20 protein-coding genes and 1 pseudogene are annotated in these 21057 nt (G+C 36.4%); 12 read left to right on the top strand and 9 right to left on the bottom strand.

Features of this window, described 5'->3' with window-relative positions:
- Positions 1-11: 11 nt before the first annotated feature.
- The 4 genes and pseudogenes from MP477_RS03190 (at position 12) to MP477_RS03175 (ending at position 3522) form a co-directional block, all read left to right on the top strand.
- Positions 12-1103 carry a glycosyltransferase family 4 protein gene (locus MP477_RS03190; RefSeq protein WP_257189120.1) on the top strand — a complete coding sequence of 364 codons (1092 nt, stop codon included), beginning with the start codon at positions 12-14 and terminating at the stop codon, positions 1101-1103.
- Positions 1104-1107: 4 nt separating this feature from the next.
- The gene (locus tag MP477_RS03185) at positions 1108-1713 is read left to right on the top strand and encodes a sugar transferase (protein WP_230040159.1); all 606 of its coding nucleotides are present in this window, start codon (positions 1108-1110) and stop codon (positions 1711-1713) included.
- A gap of 18 nt (positions 1714-1731) precedes the next feature.
- Positions 1732-2292: pseudogene (locus MP477_RS03180) on the top strand (acetyltransferase); the annotation flags it as partial.
- Positions 2293-2346: 54 nt separating this feature from the next.
- On the top strand, positions 2347-3522 hold the full coding sequence (locus tag MP477_RS03175) for an aminotransferase class I/II-fold pyridoxal phosphate-dependent enzyme (protein ID WP_230040328.1): 1176 nt from the start codon (positions 2347-2349) through the stop codon (positions 3520-3522).
- 208 nt (positions 3523-3730) lie between these two features.
- Here the strand turns inward: MP477_RS03175 and MP477_RS03170 are convergent, their stop codons facing one another.
- Complete coding sequence (locus MP477_RS03170; protein WP_257189119.1) at positions 3731-4348, bottom strand: Crp/Fnr family transcriptional regulator; 618 nt, start codon at positions 4346-4348, stop codon at positions 3731-3733.
- A 294-nt stretch (positions 4349-4642) separates the two neighbouring features.
- Positions 4643-5002, bottom strand: coding sequence for a prevent-host-death protein (locus tag MP477_RS03165; RefSeq protein ID WP_230040154.1), 360 nt, complete (start codon positions 5000-5002; stop codon positions 4643-4645).
- Between the two features lie 362 nt (positions 5003-5364).
- On the opposite strand from MP477_RS03165, the gene gndA reads away from it, so the two are divergent.
- The 4 genes from gndA to MP477_RS03145 all read left to right on the top strand — a co-directional run bounded on the left by gndA (position 5365) and on the right by MP477_RS03145 (position 9760).
- Positions 5365-6783, top strand: coding sequence for an NADP-dependent phosphogluconate dehydrogenase (gene gndA / locus MP477_RS03160; RefSeq protein ID WP_257189118.1), 1419 nt, complete (start codon positions 5365-5367; stop codon positions 6781-6783).
- Between the two features lie 11 nt (positions 6784-6794).
- The gene (zwf, locus tag MP477_RS03155) at positions 6795-8273 is read left to right on the top strand and encodes a glucose-6-phosphate dehydrogenase (RefSeq protein WP_257189117.1); all 1479 of its coding nucleotides are present in this window, start codon (positions 6795-6797) and stop codon (positions 8271-8273) included.
- A 26-nt stretch (positions 8274-8299) separates the two neighbouring features.
- Positions 8300-9025 (top strand): 6-phosphogluconolactonase, encoded by a 726-nt coding sequence (gene pgl, locus MP477_RS03150; RefSeq protein ID WP_257189116.1) that lies wholly within the window; start codon positions 8300-8302, stop codon positions 9023-9025.
- Between the two features lie 228 nt (positions 9026-9253).
- Complete coding sequence (locus tag MP477_RS03145) at positions 9254-9760, top strand: RidA family protein (protein WP_257189115.1); 507 nt, start codon at positions 9254-9256, stop codon at positions 9758-9760.
- Positions 9761-9840: 80 nt separating this feature from the next.
- On the opposite strand, the gene MP477_RS03140 is transcribed toward MP477_RS03145, so the two are convergent.
- Positions 9841-10287, bottom strand: a complete 447-nt coding sequence (locus MP477_RS03140; RefSeq protein WP_230040138.1) for a KTSC domain-containing protein — start codon at positions 10285-10287, stop codon at positions 9841-9843.
- Between the two features lie 576 nt (positions 10288-10863).
- On the opposite strand from MP477_RS03140, the gene MP477_RS03135 reads away from it, so the two are divergent.
- Complete coding sequence (locus MP477_RS03135) at positions 10864-11502, top strand: TetR/AcrR family transcriptional regulator (RefSeq protein ID WP_230040136.1); 639 nt, start codon at positions 10864-10866, stop codon at positions 11500-11502.
- A gap of 91 nt (positions 11503-11593) precedes the next feature.
- Here MP477_RS03135 and MP477_RS03130 read toward each other — a convergent pair whose 3' ends face one another.
- The gene (locus MP477_RS03130; RefSeq protein WP_257189114.1) at positions 11594-12196 is read right to left on the bottom strand and encodes an FMN-dependent NADH-azoreductase; all 603 of its coding nucleotides are present in this window, start codon (positions 12194-12196) and stop codon (positions 11594-11596) included.
- Positions 12197-12315: 119 nt separating this feature from the next.
- Between MP477_RS03130 and MP477_RS03125 the strand changes: the two genes are divergently transcribed.
- On the top strand, positions 12316-12672 hold the full coding sequence (locus tag MP477_RS03125) for a helix-turn-helix domain-containing protein (RefSeq protein ID WP_230040130.1): 357 nt from the start codon (positions 12316-12318) through the stop codon (positions 12670-12672).
- 47 nt (positions 12673-12719) lie between these two features.
- Positions 12720-13316 (top strand): Crp/Fnr family transcriptional regulator, encoded by a 597-nt coding sequence (locus MP477_RS03120; RefSeq protein ID WP_257189113.1) that lies wholly within the window; start codon positions 12720-12722, stop codon positions 13314-13316.
- Between the two features lie 73 nt (positions 13317-13389).
- On the opposite strand, the gene MP477_RS03115 is transcribed toward MP477_RS03120, so the two are convergent.
- The 3 genes from MP477_RS03115 to MP477_RS03105 all read right to left on the bottom strand — a co-directional run bounded on the left by MP477_RS03115 (position 13390) and on the right by MP477_RS03105 (position 15621).
- On the bottom strand, positions 13390-14238 hold the full coding sequence (locus MP477_RS03115; protein WP_230040126.1) for a universal stress protein: 849 nt from the start codon (positions 14236-14238) through the stop codon (positions 13390-13392).
- A 22-nt stretch (positions 14239-14260) separates the two neighbouring features.
- On the bottom strand, positions 14261-14713 hold the full coding sequence (locus MP477_RS03110) for a MarR family winged helix-turn-helix transcriptional regulator (protein WP_257189112.1): 453 nt from the start codon (positions 14711-14713) through the stop codon (positions 14261-14263).
- A gap of 317 nt (positions 14714-15030) precedes the next feature.
- Positions 15031-15621, bottom strand: a complete 591-nt coding sequence (locus MP477_RS03105) for an alpha/beta hydrolase (protein ID WP_257189111.1) — start codon at positions 15619-15621, stop codon at positions 15031-15033.
- A 276-nt stretch (positions 15622-15897) separates the two neighbouring features.
- On the opposite strand from MP477_RS03105, the gene MP477_RS03100 reads away from it, so the two are divergent.
- Positions 15898-16149 carry a DUF488 domain-containing protein gene (locus tag MP477_RS03100; RefSeq protein ID WP_257189110.1) on the top strand — a complete coding sequence of 84 codons (252 nt, stop codon included), beginning with the start codon at positions 15898-15900 and terminating at the stop codon, positions 16147-16149.
- Positions 16150-16319: 170 nt separating this feature from the next.
- Here MP477_RS03100 and MP477_RS03095 read toward each other — a convergent pair whose 3' ends face one another.
- Together MP477_RS03095 and MP477_RS03090 are read right to left on the bottom strand one after the other, a co-directional pair.
- Entirely contained in the window at positions 16320-17258 is a 939-nt protein-coding gene (locus tag MP477_RS03095) for an alpha/beta fold hydrolase (protein ID WP_257189109.1), read from the bottom strand.
- Positions 17259-17293: 35 nt separating this feature from the next.
- Positions 17294-21001 (bottom strand): metallophosphoesterase, encoded by a 3708-nt coding sequence (locus MP477_RS03090; protein ID WP_257189108.1) that lies wholly within the window; start codon positions 20999-21001, stop codon positions 17294-17296.
- Positions 21002-21057: the final 56 nt, after the last annotated feature.

Here is a 21057-nt window from a genome sequence, read left to right as displayed (position 1 = left end):
AACATCGATTTATGTCAGAATATTTTGACGTAAAAGGAGTTTCGTCGTCCGGAAAGGAACTGGATGAAGTGAAAAATGATGAAGGAATAGAAGTAATAGCCATTGATATGTCCCGTCAGATCACCCCCATTAAAGATATTAAATCTCTATGGAGTACTTATAAGCTTTTAAAAAAGGAGAAACCGAATATTGTTCATACTCATACACCTAAAGCAGGTATTGTAGGAATGCTGGCTGCAAAATTGGCAGGTGTTCCCCACCGTTTACATACGGTAGCTGGTTTGCCTTTGATGGAAGCAACGGGAACAAAGCGTAAAGTGCTGGACTTTGTAGAAAGACTGACCTATTCCTCTGCTACAATGGTGTATCCCAATTCAAAAGGATTATATGAATTTATCGTACAAAATAAGTATACAGATCAGTACAAATTAAAAGTAATAGGAAATGGCTCTTCGAACGGAATTGATACCACATTCTTTTCACCTGAACAAATTAGTGATACACAGAAAGAGCTTTTAAAAAAAGAATTAAATATAGAGGATACAGATTTCATATTTGTATTTGTAGGACGTTTGGTAGGAGACAAGGGAATCAATGAGTTGATCACAGCTTTTTCTGGTGTAAGCAGAAATGCAGGATCCCGGTACCGGGCCAAATTATTATTGGTTGGTCCACTGGAGCAGGAACTCGATCCATTGCATCCGGATACTTTAAAAGAAATTGAGAATAATAAGGATATTATATCTGTCGGTTTTCAGAAAGATGTGCGCCCTTATTTTGCGATTGCTGATGTATTGACATTTCCAAGTTACCGTGAAGGGTTCCCCAATGTAGTGATGCAGGCAGGTGCAATGGAACTGCCAAGTATCGTTTCCAATATCAATGGATGTAACGAAATTATTATTGAAGATCAGAATGGCATCATAGTTCCTGTAAAAAATAATGGAAAACTGAAGGGAGCAATGGAGAGAATGATAACGGACAAAGATTATTACCAGCATTTAAAAAAGAATGCACGGTCTATGATTCAGTCCCGTTACGAACAATCAGTAGTATGGAATGCCTTATTAAATGAATATAAAACTCTAATTGAAAAAAAATAATAGCATGTATCAATTTTTTTTTAAAAGGATTATAGATTTTATGATTGCATTGATAGCACTGATTTTGCTGTCTCCTGTTTTTATTATTGTTATGGTCTTACTGTATTTCGCAAATCAGGGAAAACCTTTTTTTGTGCAAACCAGGCCAGGTCTGAATGAAAAGATGTTCAACATCATTAAGTTTAAGACAATGAATGACAAGAAAGATGAAAAAGGTAATTATCTGCCTGATTCGGAACGTTTAACACCCGTGGGAAGTTTTATACGCCAGACTTCCTTAGATGAGCTTCCACAGCTGATCAATGTATTAAAAGGAGACATGGCACTGATAGGTCCAAGACCTCTGCTGCCACAATATTTGTCTCTATATAATGAATCTCAGAAACGCAGACACAATATCCGCCCCGGGATTACAGGGTGGGCACAGGTAAATGGAAGAAATGCTATTTCCTGGACCAAAAAATTTGAACTAGACATTTGGTATATCGATCATTTGTCATTTGCAACAGACTGCAAAGTGGTTATCCTTACATTCAAAAAAGTACTAAAAAAAGAAGGGATAAATCAGGTAGGACAAGCAACAATAGAAGCCTTTAATGGCAGTAATTAATTTTAAAAAGTAGATAGTATGTATTTATACGGAGCAAGTGGCCATGGCAAAGTAGTGGCTGAGGTCGCTGAAGAATGTGGTTATAATATAAAAGCTTACATTGATGAAAATCTGTCTAAGCATAAAATACTAAATTATCCTGTTATTCATGAAATTCCGCCTTTTGATATAGATATATTTATTTCTATAGGCAATAATAAATTACGAAAAAAAATTGTCAGTCAAAATGAGCAGTTCAATTACGTTACACTTATCCACCCAAAATCTATAATCTCTAAAAGATTACAGATAGGGGAAGGTACTATTGTAATGCCTGGTGTTACTATAAATGCGGCTGCAGATATAGGTAGACACTGTATCATCAATACCAATGCTTCCGTTGATCACGATTGCGTTATCGAAGACTTTGTTCACATCTCACCTAATGCGGCACTTGCAGGAAATGTAATTGTAGGGGAAGGGACCCATATAGGAACAGGTGCTAGTGTTATACAAGGTATAGAAATTGGAAAGTGGTGCACCATTGGTGCCGGTGCTGTTATTATTAGCGATGTCCCAGCCGGGTCTACAGTAGTAGGCAATCCCGGTAAAATTATAAAAAGTAGAAGTTTAAAAATCCAGAACAGTAAAAATATGAAATCAAAAATATGGTTATCATCTCCCCATATGGGTGGAAACGAATTAAAGTACGTTAAGGAAGCATTTGATTCAAACTGGGTAGCACCGTTAGGACCAAATGTTGATGGTTTTGAGCAAGATTTGGAAATATTCTTGAGCGAAGATGTAAAAATAGCTGCACTTTCTGCAGGAACAGCTGCTTTACATTTGGCATTAATAGAATGCAATGTTGGCCATGGAGACGAAGTGATATGCCAGTCTATGACATTTTCTGCCTCTGCAAATCCAATTGTCTACCTGGGAGCAAATCCTGTTTTTATAGACTCCGAAAAAGACACCTGGAATATGTGTCCTGTGGCTTTACAGGAAGCCATAGAAGATAGAATTGCAAAAGGTAAAAAACCAAAGGCTATTATTGTCGTTAACCTGTATGGGATGCCGGCAAAAATGGATGAAATCTCAGCAATAGCTAATGAGTACAACATTCCTTTAATTGAAGACGGTGCCGAATCATTGGGGTCCAAATATAAAGGGAAAGCTTGCGGTACTTTTGGACGTTTTGGTATTCTCTCATTCAATGGTAACAAAATTATTACAACTTCCGGAGGAGGTGCCTTAGTCTGTCATAATGATGAAGACAAGGAAAAAACAGTCTTTCTTTCTACGCAGGCCAGAGATAATGCCCCGCATTATCAGCACTCTGAAATTGGATATAATTACAGGATGAGTAATATTAGTGCAGGAGTGGGAAGAGGACAAATGGAAGTTTTAAACGATAGGATAGAAGGCCGTAGAAAAATGCATGATTTTTATTCCGAGATTTGTAAAAATATAGAAGGAGTAAAATTATTTTCAGAACCGAACTCTGATTTTTATAGCAATCATTGGCTGTCTGTTATCACCATTGACGAGACAAAGACTTCAAAAAGCTATGAAGACCTGCGTCTTGCATTTCTAAATGAAAATATAGAATCCCGTCCAATCTGGAAGCCAATGCATTTACAGCCTATATTTAAAGATGCACCTTATTACGGCGGAAAAGTAGCAGAGGACTTGTTCGGAAAGAGCTTATGTCTGCCGTCCGGATCCAATCTCTCAGAAGATGATAAAAAGAGAATTGCAGAAGTAATGCTAGCAGTTTTTTCAAATAAAAAAGAATATTCAGTTTATCATAATTCAATCAGCAAATAGTGCTGTTATCACCAAATACAATTAAAATACAAAACAACACTAATAATTTTATTGGTGTTGTTTTATTTTCTTCAAGACGTTTTATTTTTAATATGAAAATCAGATTAATTCTGAAAAATGGGGACTTCTACGGTCTGGAACTTATTAGAAAAAAATTATAAACCTTTGTGATAGATACTTATGGAAATCCAGTTAAAGCAACTATGCATCAATAAAGAATTCTACGCCCGTCAAGCTTTATGATTTCCTGATTTACCATTTTTTTTATAATCCTTATTACTGTTTCTACCCGCAGACCGGTCAGATCGGCAATCTGCTGGCGGGTAAGCTCTACCGGAAAACAATGTTGACAGTCTCCGTCATAGTAACTCTTCAGATACTCCATTAAGCCCTGTAAACGGTGAATAGGATTTTGAGAAGCCATATTCCGAACCATTAAACTGTTATAGTATAACCTTTGTGACAGACAGGCATTCATTTCTAAAGACAGATCAGGATATTTTTGCAGCATTTCAATGAAACTGGCCTTGGGCATCCTAATAATCTCTACAGCCTCTAAGCTTACCGCATTAGTAGGGTAGGGCCTGTCAATAAATAAAAGCGGATCTCCAAAACTTTGATTTTTACCCAGAATATTCTGGATGAATTCTTTTCCGTCATCATTAAATGTATTCAGCTTTACCTTGCCGCTTATTACCTGAAAATAATACAGTGAATGGTCTCCTTCTTTGAAAATAAACTCTTTTGCCTTATATCTTATACTTTCACCCCCAAATGAATAAAGAATATTCTCATCAATATTCATACAACTTATCGTTTTTTTCATAACCTAATGTATTAATCTTATCCTATATTTTATAGCTTAAAGGAGAAAAGCTTCCGAAAAACGGGAGCCTGTACAATTTTCAAAAGTATGAAGTTAGTTTGTTCTTTATAGATATGCAACCTATTTTTTTCTTTCAGCAGAAATTTATATGGAGTGATGAGCAGTACCCTATAAAATAAAGACACAGATCATCCTCCTTCTTTATAATTTATAAAGGTTACGGTCTGCAAAGTAGACCAGGAATGAGGTAGTGATGAGTGGCACGAGCGAGAAGCCCGCGCCAGAGAGGTGAATTTAATTAAGCTGATAATTAGATATCACTAAGCTCAAAATAAAATGTACATAATCCTGCTCAGCATCTTTTCTGTTGATCAGTTTGTTTTTATATTCGTAAGAGCTCAGCCTTCCTGTTAATTGCTGATAAGTTTCAAACTGATCACCTTTAATTTTTATTCTTACATTACCGTCTCTTCTTTTAATCAGATCGTCATCTAACGTTCTCACTTTAAATAAAGCTTCACATAACGTTGGACGGGATTGCATAGATCCAATATATCTTTCTACAATATTAACTTTGAACGAATCAAATATGATCGTATTAAAAACAATTTTAGAGTTAGGCTTCTGCGTATTAAGCTCAAGCTTATAATTCATTAATTTAAATTTTGGTAAATATAAGGTTAATTATGCCAAAAACCAGTACCATTTTAATAGATCGTTCCCATTATAACGATTGAATTTTATTAATTTTATAATAAAGAGACTCATGAAGAATGGAGTTTTTGTTCACAATGTGTTGACTTTTTCCAGCAAATACAACATAGAATAAGTTGATTCTAAGTATCCTGAGAAGAATAAAGCAGAGGTTTTGTATGATGATCCTATAAAATTATTGTTTTAGAAAAAAGTGATAAGCAAAAAGCCCGGAAATTTTTTCTATTCTTTTATTTTTTTCCTGATAGGCATTTACGTAAATTTATTCTCTTTAAAACAGAATTTATATTAATATCAATACAATGGAGAGATATAATTATGGAATGATCGGCCTTGGAGTAATGGGTCGTAATCTTCTTTATAATATTGCAGATAATGGTTTTTCAATCGCAGGATTCGATCTTGATGATTTAAAAATAAAGGAATTACAGGAGGGTGCTTCTTCACAAATGAAAGTAAAAGGTACAGGAACGTTAGAAGAATTTGTAGCTTCACTGGAAATACCCCGAAAGATTATTCTTATGGTTCCTGCAGGTAAACCCGTAGATGCAGTATTAGAAAATATTACACCCCTTTTAAGCAAAGGAGATATTGTTATTGATGCAGGGAATTCATACTTTAAAGATACCAATAGACGTGTGGAAGATTTAGCTTCAAAAAATCTGCACTTTATGGGAATGGGAGTTTCAGGTGGAGAAAAGGGCGCCAGAACAGGCCCCAGTATTATGCCGGGAGGAGATCTGGAAGCATTTACCCATCTTCAGCCCATGCTTGAAGCCATTGCTGCAAAAGTGGATAACGAAGCCTGTACAGCATATATGGGAAAAGGCTCTGCCGGAAACTATGTGAAAATGGTGCACAACGGAATTGAATATGCCATTATGCAGCTTATCAGCGAAGCATATGATCTTCTAAAAAGAGGAGCGGGATTAAATAACGATCAGCTCTACGAAGTTTTCAAAGAATGGAATAATGGAGAAATGAATTCTTTTTTGATTGAAATCACGAGAGATATTTTTAAGCAGAAAGATACATTAACCGACAGCTTTCTTGTAGATCAGATTTTAGATAAAGCCGGAGCTAAAGGAACTGGAAAATGGACTTCTGAACAAGCTATGGAAATTGGGGTTTCTATCCCAACCATTGATATCGCAGTAACATCAAGAATTTTATCAGCCTATAAAGAAGAGAGGATCCAGGCTTCCCAACTCTATACTGAAAAAGAAATTACAGCTCCGGAAGATAATAAGGTATTCATTCAGGAAGTGGGAGATGCTCTTTTCCTGGCCACATTAATAAGCTATGCACAAGGTTTGGCTTTGCTGGTGAAAGCATCCGAAGAGTATAGCTTTCAGATTCCGCTGAAGGATGTTGTAAAAATATGGCGGGGAGGATGTATTATCCGTTCGGTATTGCTGGAGAAATTCTATGCTGCATATACCAAAGACCCTAACCTTTCAAATATTCTACTAGATCACGATATTGCTCTTCTTGTTAAATCGAAACTTAAGGCATTAAGAAAAACAGCAGGATATGCTGCTGAAAACGGAATTTCAAGTTTAGGAATTCAGACGGCTTTAGGATATTTCGATGCCTATACCACAGATTCTTTACCGGTAAATCTTATCCAGGCCCAACGTGATTATTTTGGTGCACATACCTACCAGCGAGTAGACAGAGAAGGTGTTTTTCATACGGTATGGAACAGTGCAAACAATTAAAATTCGGAAAAATGAATGAAAATAAAATCTTGCAGCCAACTACAATCATTATTTTTGGTGCTACAGGAGATCTGGCGAAAAGAAAACTTTTTCCGGCGTTTTATAATTTATATATCGATGGCAGAATGCCTAAAGGTTTTAATATTGTTGCATTAGGAAGAGCAGATAATACCGACGAATATTTTAGAAACTATGTTAAAGAAAATCTGGAGAAATTCTCCAGAAAAAAAATAACTTCCGAAGATTGGGCAGGTTTTCAAGCCCATATTACTTACTTTCAGCATCAGCTGGATCAGGAAAGCTCGTATCAGGATCTTCATCAGAAATTAAAAGATTTTGATACTGTTTACGGAATAAGAGCCAACAGGCTGTTTTATTTATCCATTGGCCCGAATTTCATTTCTACGATTTCTAACCATATTAAAAATACAGCTTTAGCTTCTGATGCTAAAAAAGACCGGATTATTATTGAAAAACCCTTTGGACATGATAAACAATCCGCAATTGAGCTCAACAGCCTGCTTGCGCAAACATTCGAAGAAGAGCAGATCTACCGTATCGATCATTATTTAGGAAAAGAAACCGTACAGAATATATTGGCATTCAGATTTGGAAATTCTATTTTTGAACCTTTATGGGATCATAAGTATATAGAATCTGTACAGATTACAGTGGCTGAAGAAGTAGGAGTAGAAACAAGAGGGGCTTTTTATGAGCAGACCGGTGCCCTGAAAGATATGATTCAAAACCACTTATTACAGATTCTCTGTATGGTGGCCATAGAACCACCGGCTTCTTTACAGTCGGGTGAGATTAGAGACCGGAAAGTAGATGTTTTGAAATCTATACGCAGGATCTCCCCGGATCAGGTAGATCATTATGCAGTAAGAGGACAATATGCAAAAAGTACAATCAACGGAACTGAGGCAAAAGGCTATCGCCAGGAAGATGGAATTGCTGCAGATTCCAATACAGAAACTTTTGCCGCTATAAAATTTTATCTCGATAATGAAAGATGGCAAGATGTTCCTTTCTATGTCCGTACCGGAAAAAAAATGAAAGAGAAACACTCTTATATTACCATTCAGTTTAAGCCTCTTCCACATTCTACTTTTTCAGGAAGTCACCTTTTGTCGGCAAACAGGCTCATTATTAATATTCAGCCAATGATGGATATCAGACTGCAGTTTATGACCAAAAAGCCGGGGCTGTCACTGGTTCTACAGCCGGTAGAAATGATCTTTGATTACTTTGCCTGCCAGGAAGATACTCCCGAAGCATATGAAACGTTACTATTGGATGCTCTTTTAGGCGATCTTACACTATTTATGCGTTCTGATCAGGTAGAAGAAGCCTGGGATGTTGTAAAAACAATTCAGGAAGCCTGGGAGAATAATAAAGATTCATCCTTTCCAAACTATAGCGCGGGAAGCTGGGGACCGGAAGAGAGTTTTGCATTGGTGGAAAGACAGGGCCACAGCTGGGTATAATACCATATCAATTTAAACAGACGAAAATGAATATTACAGTATTTAATGATTTAGAAAAGCTGTACCGAAAGGCAGCAGATACATTTGTTGATCTTTCAAAAGAATCTATCCGTAAAAATAACCGTTTTACAGTAGCATTAAGCGGAGGCTCTTCTCCAAAAGCGATTTTTAAATTGTTGGCAACCGAAGACTATGCCGGAAAGGTGGAATGGAATAAGATATACTTTTTCTGGGTGGATGAGCGATGGGTTCCTCTTGATGATGAGAAAAGCAATGCACGTATGACGTTTGAGACACTGCTTAATCAGGTTCCTGTTACTAAAAACCACATTTTTCCTATGTATCAGGAAGGAATATTGCCGGAAGATTATGCTAAAGACTATGAGCAACAGATAAAAAGTGTTCTTGGTAATGAAGGCGTTTTTGATTTTATCCTTTTAGGAATGGGAGATGATGGCCATACCGCTTCATTATTTCCAGGTGAAGAAGTTCTTAACGAACATGAAAAGTGGGTTTCTGCCTTTTATCTGAAACCTCAGGAAATGTTTAGGATTACGCTGACTGCACCGTTGATCAACAAAGCCGAAAATATACTGGTTGTAGCATTCGGAGAATCCAAAAAACATGCACTGAATGAAGTATTACAGGGAGAGTATAATCCTAAATTATATCCCCTGCAGCTTATTGATAAAAAAGAAGGCTTTCAGATTTTTACAGATGAAAAAGCAAAAGAAAAGGCTAGTCTATTATAGATTCATTTAAGATTCAGGTTTGGAGAAAGGACAGTTACTTCCCCAAACACTATAAAACAGTACGTACCATTGGATTTCTAATGGTACTGTTTTATTTTGCAGCATTGAATTGATACTTTAAAAATGATAATGTACTGCCTAAAAAAATAGGAAACGTCAACATATGTATAGTTTTTTAATCATCTTCAGTGATACATTTGCTTTCAATAATTCAATACAAAAAATATCATGAAATGTATACTATTTAATTTATCCGCTCTTTGCATAGGGTTTCTGGCCTTTTCACAACATACTAATGATCATAAGGCGTTAAAATCCAATACTATGAATGCTGTTGCTCACAAAAATCCAAAAGCTCTTTTTGATCCGACACCATTTGCTTTTTCTCATTCTACAACCCCTGAAGGGGAAGGGAAATATGTATTTATATCCGGACAAAGCGGAGGCGAAGGCTTGAAACACAGCCTTTCAAAAGATTTTAGAACCCAGGTAAGGGTAGCGCTGAAAAACCTGGAAACAGTACTCGCAGACTATGGACTGCAAACCAAAGATGTTCTTAAAATTACCATATTGATTGTAAACCATGATCAGGAAAAGCTTAAAATCTGGACAGAAGAAATGCATACAGCATGGAAAAACCATGAGTTTCCGGCAAGTACTTTAATTCCGGTTCCTAAGCTGGCACTGGATGATATGCAGATAGAAGTGGAAGCCATTGCCTTTATGAAAAAATAAAACCAATAAACCAGCCTTCTGATCATAAAAAAGGCTTTCAGTCATTCTGAAAGCCTCTTTGTTTATTTTTATATGAAAAATTAATCTTCCATAGCCTCACCGGATTTTCTGTAGATGAAATTTCCATAAATATGTCTTCTTGCAAAACGGCTTGGTGAATCAGCATTCACCATTTTAATATAAGTATTTCTTGGAACACCAATATATTCATACATCTTTCCGTTCAAATGCTGAACCTTCAAAATCTGCTTTTCAAGATAGAAATCCTGAATATTTGATTTTGTTGTCGTTTCAGTATATTCTTCTTTATATTTTTCCTGTGTTTCCGGATTGATACTTACCAAAAAGTGGTAGGCTTCAATCACAGATTTGCTCTTTTCTTCTGCTTCCAGTTTTCCGGCTTCATCATCAATAAACTTATCAGGGTGCGAATCTTTCATCGTATTCCTGTAAATAGTCTTTAATTCTTTTAAAGTAACGGTTTTGTCAACCCCAAGAAGCTTTCTGTGCTCACCAACTCTTTTCATATTTTGAATCCTTATTTTCGGGGTGCAAAATTAAGGAAATAAATTCAAAAAACCGTAAGTTATTCATTATTAATTTATTTCGGCCTGCAAAACGGAGCATTAATTTTCACTATTAAGATGATATAGAGCCTTTCAGCTAGCTTACCGAATCAGTCTTCTACTTTTTATAAAACAAAAACAGCATCATTAGAGTTCTAATGGTGCTGTACACAGTTCATGTTTTTACCTTGGTAAAATGGTGTTCGAAATAATCTACTTTTCAGTATTTGTGTTCAAATGATCATCTGCATTACATCGTAAAACATCTTAGTATGAAGAAATAAACTGCAGAAACCATGTAACGTGAGGATCATTCAGTTTTTAATTTACCTTTTATACAGCTTTTAGGATGACTGCTGTGGTAAAAGGTGGTACTGACTGACCCTTCACGAAAGTTTGGAATATCGTTTTTACAACTTCAATAATTGTTTTAATATATTGAATGGTATTAGTTTGTACAAATATACACAATAAGACACTACAAAGTGTTTAAAATGATAAAAATTTTTCATAAACTTGTATCATTGAATGTTTATCATGGAGAGAAAATCAGCAGCAGGCAGTATCCGGAACAAGGAACGTAGTAAAAAGAAATTTTTGGATGCGGTTGGAAAAATTCTGAAAACAAAGGGATATGCAGCCTTGAAAATCAATGATATTGCTGCTACAGCAGGAGTGGATAAAAAAATGATTTATACCTATTTTGGAGGGATGGATGGCCTGATGGACGAATATATACGTTCGCAGGATTATTGGAGTAATGTGACAACCGACAAAACAATACCTGATTTAACAGACGGAGGAAAGTTACTTACAGAACAATTGTTACTGTCACAATTTGATTATGTATTCGGCAACAAAGAGTTTCAAAAATTATTATTGTGGCGTTTATCAGAACCCAGAAAGTCATTAGCAAAACTCACTGAGAGGCAGGAAGAAAACGGAGAAACTCTGTTTAAACTTGTTGGTGACCCTTATTTCAAAGAACATTCACAGGATTTTCGCGCCGTAATGGCCATTATGGTTTCCGGACTTTATTATTTGAACCTTTATTCTTCCATGAATGGCAGTATTTTTTGTGGTATAGACATCAATACTACGGAAGGACGTGATAAAATCAAAAAAGCAGTCTCTTTTTTAGTAGGGCAAACCTATGACAATATTCAGCAAGATTAAAAACAAGTGTATGGTATTTAATGCTTATTATTACAAACGTCTCAAATAAAACAAAAATGCTGCCTCATTGAAAGCAGCATTTTTTTAATTCCTATTCTACGACAATACTTTCAATGCCTTTTTGCAGAGCCGTTTCCTGAATAACAGGTACAGATAAGCCCTCGGCCCGGACTACAGAAATATCTGTCATTCCCATAAAGCCAAGTGTTTTTTTAAGATAAGGAACCACAAAATCATAGCTCTGTTTTTCACCCTCGGAATAAATTCCACCACTTGAAAAAGCCAGATAAACTTTTTTGTTTTTGATCAATCCCTCAGGCCCGTTTTCATCATACCGAAAAGTTACACCCGCTCTGGCGATGTGATCGAGCCATGACTTTAATGTGGAGGTTATACTGAAATTATACAGAGGAGTTTCAATAACAATGAAGTCCGCTTCCTGAAGTTCCGCAATTACCGTATCCGAAAGTTTAATAATTTCTAATTGTTCAGGAGTACGGTGTTCAGCCGGGGTAAAAAATGCATTGATTTGCTTCTCTTCCAAATGAGGAAAAAGAGGATTGGCCAGATCACGTTTTTTTAAAATAATATCAGGATACCTGGCTTTAATTTTTTCTACCACTGCATTGCCCAGTTTTTTGCTTACTGATGATTCTGTTCTTGGACTTGAAATAATATGAAGTACTTGTTTCATTTTTTTATTTTTTAAAAAATTTGATGTTTCAAAATTATCTATATTTACTAAAAAAAAGATAGCAGTTACCAAAAGGTTAGTAATAACTTTTAGGTTAGTAACCCCAAAAATTAAGTAAAATGGAAGGAGAAAAACTAACATACTCACAGCCTCAATGTACCACCCATATGTCTGCTACCGAAGATGCTTTATACGTCCTTGGCGGGAGATGGACCATACGCGTAATGATCGCCATTTTGGGAGGACACACCCGGTTTAACGAACTGCAGCGAACAATACATGGAATTTCCGCAAGAGTTTTGTCGAGTGAATTGAAAAAGCTGGAGGTTAACCATCTGGTAGAAAGATCGGTTCTTGCCGACAATAAGCCTGTTTTGGTTGAATATATACCTACAGAATACAGTCAGTCATTAAAAGATGTAATTGCTGCTTTAGCAGACTGGGGTGTAAAACATAAAAAGAAAATTACAGCCTGATAAGGGGACCATTCTCTATATTTAATTTTACTTAAATCAATGACAAGATGGTTATATGTGAAAATCTCCTGCTTTCTTATGGAGCCCGGATGGAAAAATACAATGTGGACGACTATATTTTTGAGGAAGGCACAGGGGCTAAATATTATTTGCAGATAAAGACGGGTACTGTAAAGCTGAATACTTTTTTGGAAGATGGAAAAGAGTTTGTACATGGGCTGCCTTTTGATGGGCACTGTATTGGGGAAAGCTATTTATTTACCACGCAACATTATGCTGTAAATGCCATTGCCGTTACCCATTGTGAGATCATTAAGATTTCTAAAAATAAAATTTTAAATATTTTACTGGAAAAGCCAACATTAATGCTGGATCTGAACAGGTATACAGCAGACAGACTGCATTTCAGATATATGATCTCGAGTTTTTTGGCTATTTCTGACCCTATGATCAAGCTTGAGAAACTGTTTGATTATCTTAAAAATTATTTCGGATTTGAAGAGTTCCATTCTTTTCTGATCCCTTATACCAGGCAGCAGATTGCAACTTTAACCGGCCTGAGAGTGGAAACTGTGATTCGGAATGTCAAAAAAATGCAGGAGCAAAACCTTGTTAAGCTTGATAACACCAAGATCTACTATTAATTTTCAAAGCTAATTGAAAAGAACAGTTTCCATATCTATTAAAAAGTAGGGCTCCGGCTCAGTAAGAAGAATATTATTTTAATATTAAAACAGGCTGATGGGTATTTTGGTAAATTCCTTCAGAAATACTTCTGCTTGCCAAATAGTAAAGGAAACTATGCTTTCCCGGTAATGCAATGATAAGATCAGTTTCATGAGAAGATGCAAAAGTCAGAATTCCTTTGATAATGTTTTCATCATATGAATAATGAATGCTGCTTGGGATCTCGGTAAGATGCTGACGGATATATTCTTCCAGTTCTTTCTTCTTATCATTACTGGTATCCTCGCCTTCATGAGTATTTATATTTAAGAACTGTAAACGGACATCCTGCTTTTGAATAATAGATTTGTGATGAAATAATCGCTCTAATTTTTTAATACCATTGACATCGCAGGGAATAAATATGTTTTTAATAGTAGAATAGCTGTAGCTATTGGGAACAATTAAAGTTTTGACAGGGCTTGTTCTTGCAATGCTTATAATGTTGTCTGAAACATAGCTGCTGGTAGAAGAAGCAGCGTCATCACTTCCCAGAATAATCAGTTCTACAGAAGGATGATTAGTTAAAATCTCATTGATACTTCTGGTAACTGCCCAGTCGCTTAGCACTTTTGAAACTTTTATACCAGGTGCTTTTTCTGTAATAATACTGGCTAACTGATCCAGCAGTGTCTCTGTTCTTTCGAGTAAATTATTGATGTTTTCTCCATTTACAAATGAATGTCCTTCCGCTATATGAAGGAAATCAAATTCAGATTCTCCCGCTGTTTTTAAAAGAATAATATGCTCATATTCGTAATGGCTTGCCCAATCAGCAGCCAGTTTTACTGCATTTTCTGTGGTTGATGTAAAATCAATGGGTACAAGGATTGTTCTCATATTTTATTAATTTAGATCCTGATTATTCGAGGTTTGCCGTCATTTTTCTGACCAGAATAAGGGCTCTGTTGATCTCATCTTTATGAAGGTCACCAGCTGCCTTTCCATAAAGCTCAAGGGCCCACGGATAAATAGCTTCTACGGCCTGCTGCCCTTTGGGCGTAAGAAAAATCTGTTTATTTCTTCGGTCATTTTCATTTTCAACCCGTTCCACTAATTCCCGTTTTACCAGACTGTTGATAAGATAGGTGATACTTGACTTGTCCTTACTTACCAGAGTTCCGATTTCCTGCTGGTTGATGCCGTTATTGCGGGAAAGGAGACCCAAAATCTCAATCAGTTCAAAGGAAAGATCAGAACCATATTCATTAATTTTAGACTGAATCTTTTGTCGCAGCCGACTTTTCATCTCATTCATAGCCAGCCCCAGTTCTAAGGCCAGTTCTGAAATAGGGGTTGATTTTGCAGACATCATTTTTTAGTAAATAATTATACTAAGCCTGGAAAAGATTTTCTCATGACTTTCATAACAAATATACTCAAAATTAGTTTTAATTAAAACTAATTGATCGCAAAAAAAGAGATGATTTTTCTATGACTTTTACATCTTAAATAGCTTGTCTGCTAACGGTGAAAAATCAATACATTTGTTGGAGCTGATCTGAAATCCGGAAGAAAAAAATTAGTAGAAAAAGGAAAAATAAACTGACGCTGCAGCAACTACAGCTTTTAACCTTGGAAAGCAAGGGATACCTGTCTTATTTCTTATTGTAGCAATCATAGGCTGCAGGTTTATTTTTGCAAAAATTCCAATACTTTCTCGGTCATATTTTTTCTTTCTTCGGGTGTTACATCATTATCCATACTGCTGTGATGGATGGGCGTGAATTCTACGACCATTCCATATTTTTCTTTCTCTTTTTCTGAGGGTAAAACTCCTTCATCTGCCGGGTAATCATTGGAACGGAGGGTATAAATTTCGGGTGTTTTTGTTCTTGGTAATGCCATTCTGCGGTTGTCCAGGGCAATTACTTTATGAATGAGTTCCGGATATTCATGAGCAAACAATGACGTCATATCACCACCGTTAGAATGTCCCATTACAACAAGTTGACGGTACTTAAGATCAGGGAATTCTTTTTTCATTGTATTCAGAACAAAAAGGATATTCCGGACACCACGTTCCCAGTTGGGTTTTCTTGTCACCTGAAGTTTTCCATCCATAGCCAGCATTTCATCGGTAGGAAGTTCGTGTTGGATACTGACCACAAAATATCCTTTTGAAGCAAGGAATCCCGTAAGGTAAGAATAGATAAAATAATCACCACCCTTATTTTCGCCCCAGCCATGGCTGAAAATCACAGGGATTCTGTTTGCATTCACTGGATTTGAGGGGCTGTATATCGCAACGGGGATTTTTCGGTGCCTTGATTGATCAAAATAAGTTAAAGTATCGCGTCTGAAACCTGCAGTTGTATCAGAAGATATATTCTTTTTTACCGAACATTGGATGGAAAAAATACTTAATAAAATAAATAAAAATAACCTCATTGGAATTAGTAAATTGGTAAGATCTTTTTGAGGGTAAGGTCGTAATTTCTTGCTGAAATAAAATAGATTAACTGAAAAATTTTAATAGGAATACATTTTGTTGTAAATATGATGAAGTGTAATCTTAAAATTATAAGAATGTCTGCTATTCCTGTCATTGCATTAAAAAGGGTATATGAAGTTTCTTCCCCCTGGGAAGGTTTTTCTGAAAAGTATAGGAAAGAGCTCCATGAAACCAATCTTGGAAAAGACTTTCTGAAACGCCATCGGGACCAGGAAAAAATTACACTGGTGTATGCTGCCAAAGATCAGGAACATTGTCATCCTGTTATTTTAAAGCAATATTTGGAGAGCCTGTAATGAACTGTATTTTATAATCCGGATGATTCTCTAAAAGATTAAAAGTTTTTATAATAGTTCACATATGCTTTTTGAGTTTTCATGCGATAAAAAATAGCCTGTTAACGGGACTTCCTTTGTATATAGGATATTCTATTAACAGGCTAAGAATGTTATTTGATAATAATTAATTATTCACTGACTTGTTTGTTGAGCCATTCCAGGATATCGGCATACACTTGTTCTTTGATATCCTCATTTAATATCTCGTGTCTCATCCCGTCATACAAATTCAATTGTACGTTTTTGAATCCGTCAGTTTTTAAATTGTCTACCGTAGATTGTACACCCTTACTAAATTCTCCCACAGGATCATCAGCACCACTTACAAAAATGAAAGGGAACTCCTGCGAAATAGATTTTGACCAATCTCTGGCAGTTGCAGTTTCCATCAATGAAAAAAGCGTATAGAATGCATTATTGCTGAAGGGTACTCCACACAGTTCGTCAAGCATAAAGGCCTTTCTGTTTTCTTTATTTACACTCAGCCAGTTAGTACCGTAGTCAAATTCTTCATCCTTAAAATGACTGTTGCTTATTTTACCGAATAATTCGGCAATAAGTTCACTGCGGTTATAAGGGGATACAGAACTAAGGAGAGAAAGCAGACCTTTAGCAGGCCCGATAGCCGGGTTTGGACCGCCTGTTCCTATGATGGCTGCTCCCTTGAAACGGGATGATTGTTTTCTCAATAAACATCTCGTAATAAAAGATCCCATTGAGTGTCCTATAATAAAATGAGGAACTTCCGGGTAACTTTTTTCTACAAATTCAGCCATATTTCTGGCATCGCGTATAAGTCGCTTTTCCGGGGCTTTTAAAGTGAAAAATCCCATTTCCTCTTTGCTTTTCGCTGTTTTTCCATGTCCTAAATGGTCATAAGTGAGTACGGCGAAACCCTGATGGGCCAGGTATCTGGCAAAGTCTGCATAACGGCCACTATGCTCCTGCATACCATGAAGAATCAGTATAGTAGCTTTTACTGTTGTTTCAGGTTGATAGAAAGTATAATATAATTCATGGGTTTCATCGCTTACAACACTCGGTAGATAATTTGAAGTTTCTTTCATTTTTTTTAAATTTTTATTATTAATATTTTTTTACATTAAAACCAGAATCCAGCTCCTGCTGTAAATCGGCCTCCATCGCTTCCTGTAAAATAAGTAGCCCGTATGGAAAGTGTTTCCAGAGCACTGATCCATATTCCTCCACCCACAGACTGGTGCCATTTTCGTGAATATTCATCATCCATCCATACACGTCCGTAGTCGTATCCTGCCAATATTCCGAAATCCATAGGAGCGACCCCGTTTTTTACATGTCCAAAGTTCCAACGGATTTCACTGCTTTGAAATAGTGAAGAACGCCCCAAAAATCTATAATTCCTGAACGATCTTAAACCGTTGTTTCCTCCCAGATCTGCGCCCTGGAAAAATTCAAAATTGCTGTTGTTGATATATTTTCCCTGTACCTTTGTTGCAAGTACAAAGCGTCCGTTATTGTCAATACGATGGGCAATATTCAGGAGACCTTCATAAGTCATAAAGTTGCGCTGGGTATCCTCCAGATTTGTTTTCCAGGCTGCCGACAGTGCAAATCCAAATCCCATCGTAGGAAAAGCAGCATTATCACTATGCTCATAACTGAATGTATATTTTGCGCCTGCAAATTTTTGACTGTCAAATATTTGAGGGGCAATTTGATTGGATTGAGCAATAAAACGCTCCGGAGTATATTTAACCTTATAATCTTCATAGCCTAGCTGAATAGTCTGTACAAGGCCCAGGAAACTCTTTTTGGAGAAAGACGGAGTTACCTGTAACTGTTGCATTCTTACTCTGTTATAATCTATATCGAACTGATCTTTATTGTCAACCGTATTATTCCCAAATCCAAAATAATTTTGTGCAAAGTTGGGTGTTGTAAAACGTGCATTTAAATTAAATGCCCATTTACCTATAGCATTAGGGAAATTTCCATTATATATAAGTTCAAGTCCACTTGTAGCGGTCAGATAATTGGCATTAAAAGTATGTTTAGCAGTATAAGGATCACGTTCAAACCCATTTTGGGTATAGCTTATAAGCGCACCAACTTTGGCTCCCTCATCAGGGTTGTAGCTTATGCTGGGATAGCCGGCCCAAAAGTTATAAACGGGTTTTTTATAATCATAGGTATTGATCTCATGCTCATCTGTTATTTTTTTAGCGGTATGCCCTGTAAGATTATAGGTGTTGTTCTGAGATTTAAAATCATATAATTTAATATTTCTTCCATTTTGAACATTATATACATCATGGTTTTGCCCACCAATAATTCTTACTTTTATTCCTGTACTTCCTGTTCCTGAGATATCGAAAATATCATCATCATCCAATCCATAAACCCATATTTCTTTAGTGTCATTTTTAGGATATTCCCGTTGAAAAACAAGCTCTTCACCTTCTTTTTTTACGCGGTATTGTGAAATATGAATTTTATTTTTTTCTTTTTTAATTACAAACCGGTCTTGTTTGTTGGTTCCGTTGAGCAATACTGTTTTTTGTAAAGCTTTATAATAATCGGCAGCATATTGTACCATTTTATCCCTTCTTATTTTAAGGGTTTTCTGGATAAGCTGTATGGTTTCATCCTGTATTTCTTTAGGTAAATTACGGAATGCATCATCAATGACTTTGTCTGAAAGGTTTTGTTGAATATATTCTGCTTCTTTTTTCCAGTCCTGTTCAGTGGCATTTCTTAAAAAAGCAAGGTCCAGAGGATAAGGCTCCCGGTTCATCCATTTTACATCGCGGATGTCTTCTTTGAAGCTTTGCATATGCCGTAAAGGGGGCGTTCTCATGATAAGCTGAAAAATTAGCCCGTCATATTTACTAAATGCCTGGTCACGGTCTTTTGGAATAGGTTTATAAACGTAACGGTCATTTTCTTTGTATTCTGCCCAGCGCCATTGCCCTTCATGCCTGTCCCAGTCGCCAATAAGCATATCGAAAATACGGGCACGGATATAGCTTTGCTCGTCTACAGAATATTTTTCGGATTTTTGAAGGTTTTTCATCATATCCGGGGTATTCATTGTGGAGGTTGCCCCATTAAGCTGCTTCAGATCTTCATCGCTTCCGGACAATCGTTCTTCAATCTGATAGAGCTCATTTCCATATTCATTATTAAACTCACCAAGCGCTTTTTGTTTGGGGATATAATAGAGCTGGGAACTGGAATGAAGAACATTTATTTTTTCAGCAAGGTTTTCAATGGCAAAAGGAGTATATGGGTGTCCCGTGGTATAAAAATCCAGTAGGAATTTTTCTGCAACAGTTCCTTCGAAATCGCTTCCAAAGCTGGAATTTTTAAATGCAACAGCATTAAGGAACCGTATGGCACTTTTTTTTACCCCTCTCATTGCATATTCTTGTTTGTTTTGAGCTATGAGACGTAATGAATTGGACTGGTGCCCTCCACCTGCACGGACAGGAGAAAGCCCGCCTTTTAAAGTGTCTAGTGTCGCTACTTTGGCCTGTATAGGTATGCTATAATATTTTCTATAATGCTCACCCCATAACCAGGTGTATAGCTTGGATTTTTTTGTTAAAGATTCGGGATACACCGAAGTCATTATGGTTTTTGAAAGTTTTTCCGGATATGTTTTTTGAACAGTGGGTTCCTGAGCCTTTTGTAATACCTGAATCTTTGTCAGAAGTTTTTCAGAGTCGTTTTTTGTATTAAAGTAAGATACATTGGCACTGCCGTCCTGATTAATATCCAGAACGGCATATCCGTTTCCGCCAAAAGAAAAATCCTGGGAATGGGTTACTTTCGCAGCGCCATTTTCAGATCCTGCTCCGCTGATAATCTGCCGGACATTTTTTTCTTCCAGATATTGAAGATTATGGTCATGCCCGGATACGAAAATAACATTATTATTGTTTTGTACAATAGATTTGATACGGCTTGTCAGCGCTGCATAATGAGCGTTGTTAGTATCCTGAGGGCTGATACTTGATGTTGAACGGAATACATTGATAAGAGTTCCCAACACAGGTAAAGGAACCTGATTCCCCAGAGGATACAGCTGGTCTTTCCACGAAAAATATCCTGCATGAATGCCTTTGCTGATCAGGGGGTGATGTAATGCTACAACAATAAGATTATTTTGGTTTTTGTTGATCAGATCTTCAAATTCTGCAAAAAAGTCATCCCGGGATTTTATCGTGCAGCCAGCATTGATTTTTGGATTGTTTTCCCAGTTTTCTAAAAACCATTGGCTGTCAATAGTGATTAAAGTAATATTATCCTCTAATTTTACTTTATCAATAGGGCATCCGTTTTTGGGAAGGAATGCTTTTTTATTATCCATGTATTTGGAAACTGCTTTTTCCTGATTTTCTAATCCCTTAACCCCATATTTCCAGTCGTGATTACCGGGAATCACTATTGTCTTTCCTTTGTAATTTTGAGTGATCTTGAGTTGGTTTTCGAGTTGCAGCTTTGCCTCCTTATAGTCTTTGTCATTTTTATCAGGCATACCTTGCGGGTAGATATTATCGCCAAGAAAAAGCAATGTAGAATTGGCTGAAGCATTATTCAGCCTATTTTGTAATTGATCAAGTGTATGTTGATCCCGATTGTTTTGTGTATTTCCTACATTGCCAATAAGAAGAAGCTGATGGGCAACTTTTGATGAATCCTGTGCCGGAACTTCAGCCAAATTTTTTCCTTTCTGAACATTATAGGTAGCACACGATTGAAGTATGATTCCAAGAACAGATATTTTAATGGAAACGGGAACTGTATTTTTAATATTGAAGTACATAATTTTACGAATTAATATGGTTATAACTTTCAATCATTTTATTTAAATCTCTGACT

Source organism: Chryseobacterium sp. WG23 (genome assembly GCF_024586575.1).
In the GTDB taxonomy this organism is placed as follows: Bacteria; Bacteroidota; Bacteroidia; order Flavobacteriales; family Weeksellaceae; genus Chryseobacterium.
The sequence above is the reverse complement of the archived record's forward strand: the minus strand, read 5'-3'. Positions and strand labels throughout refer to the sequence as shown.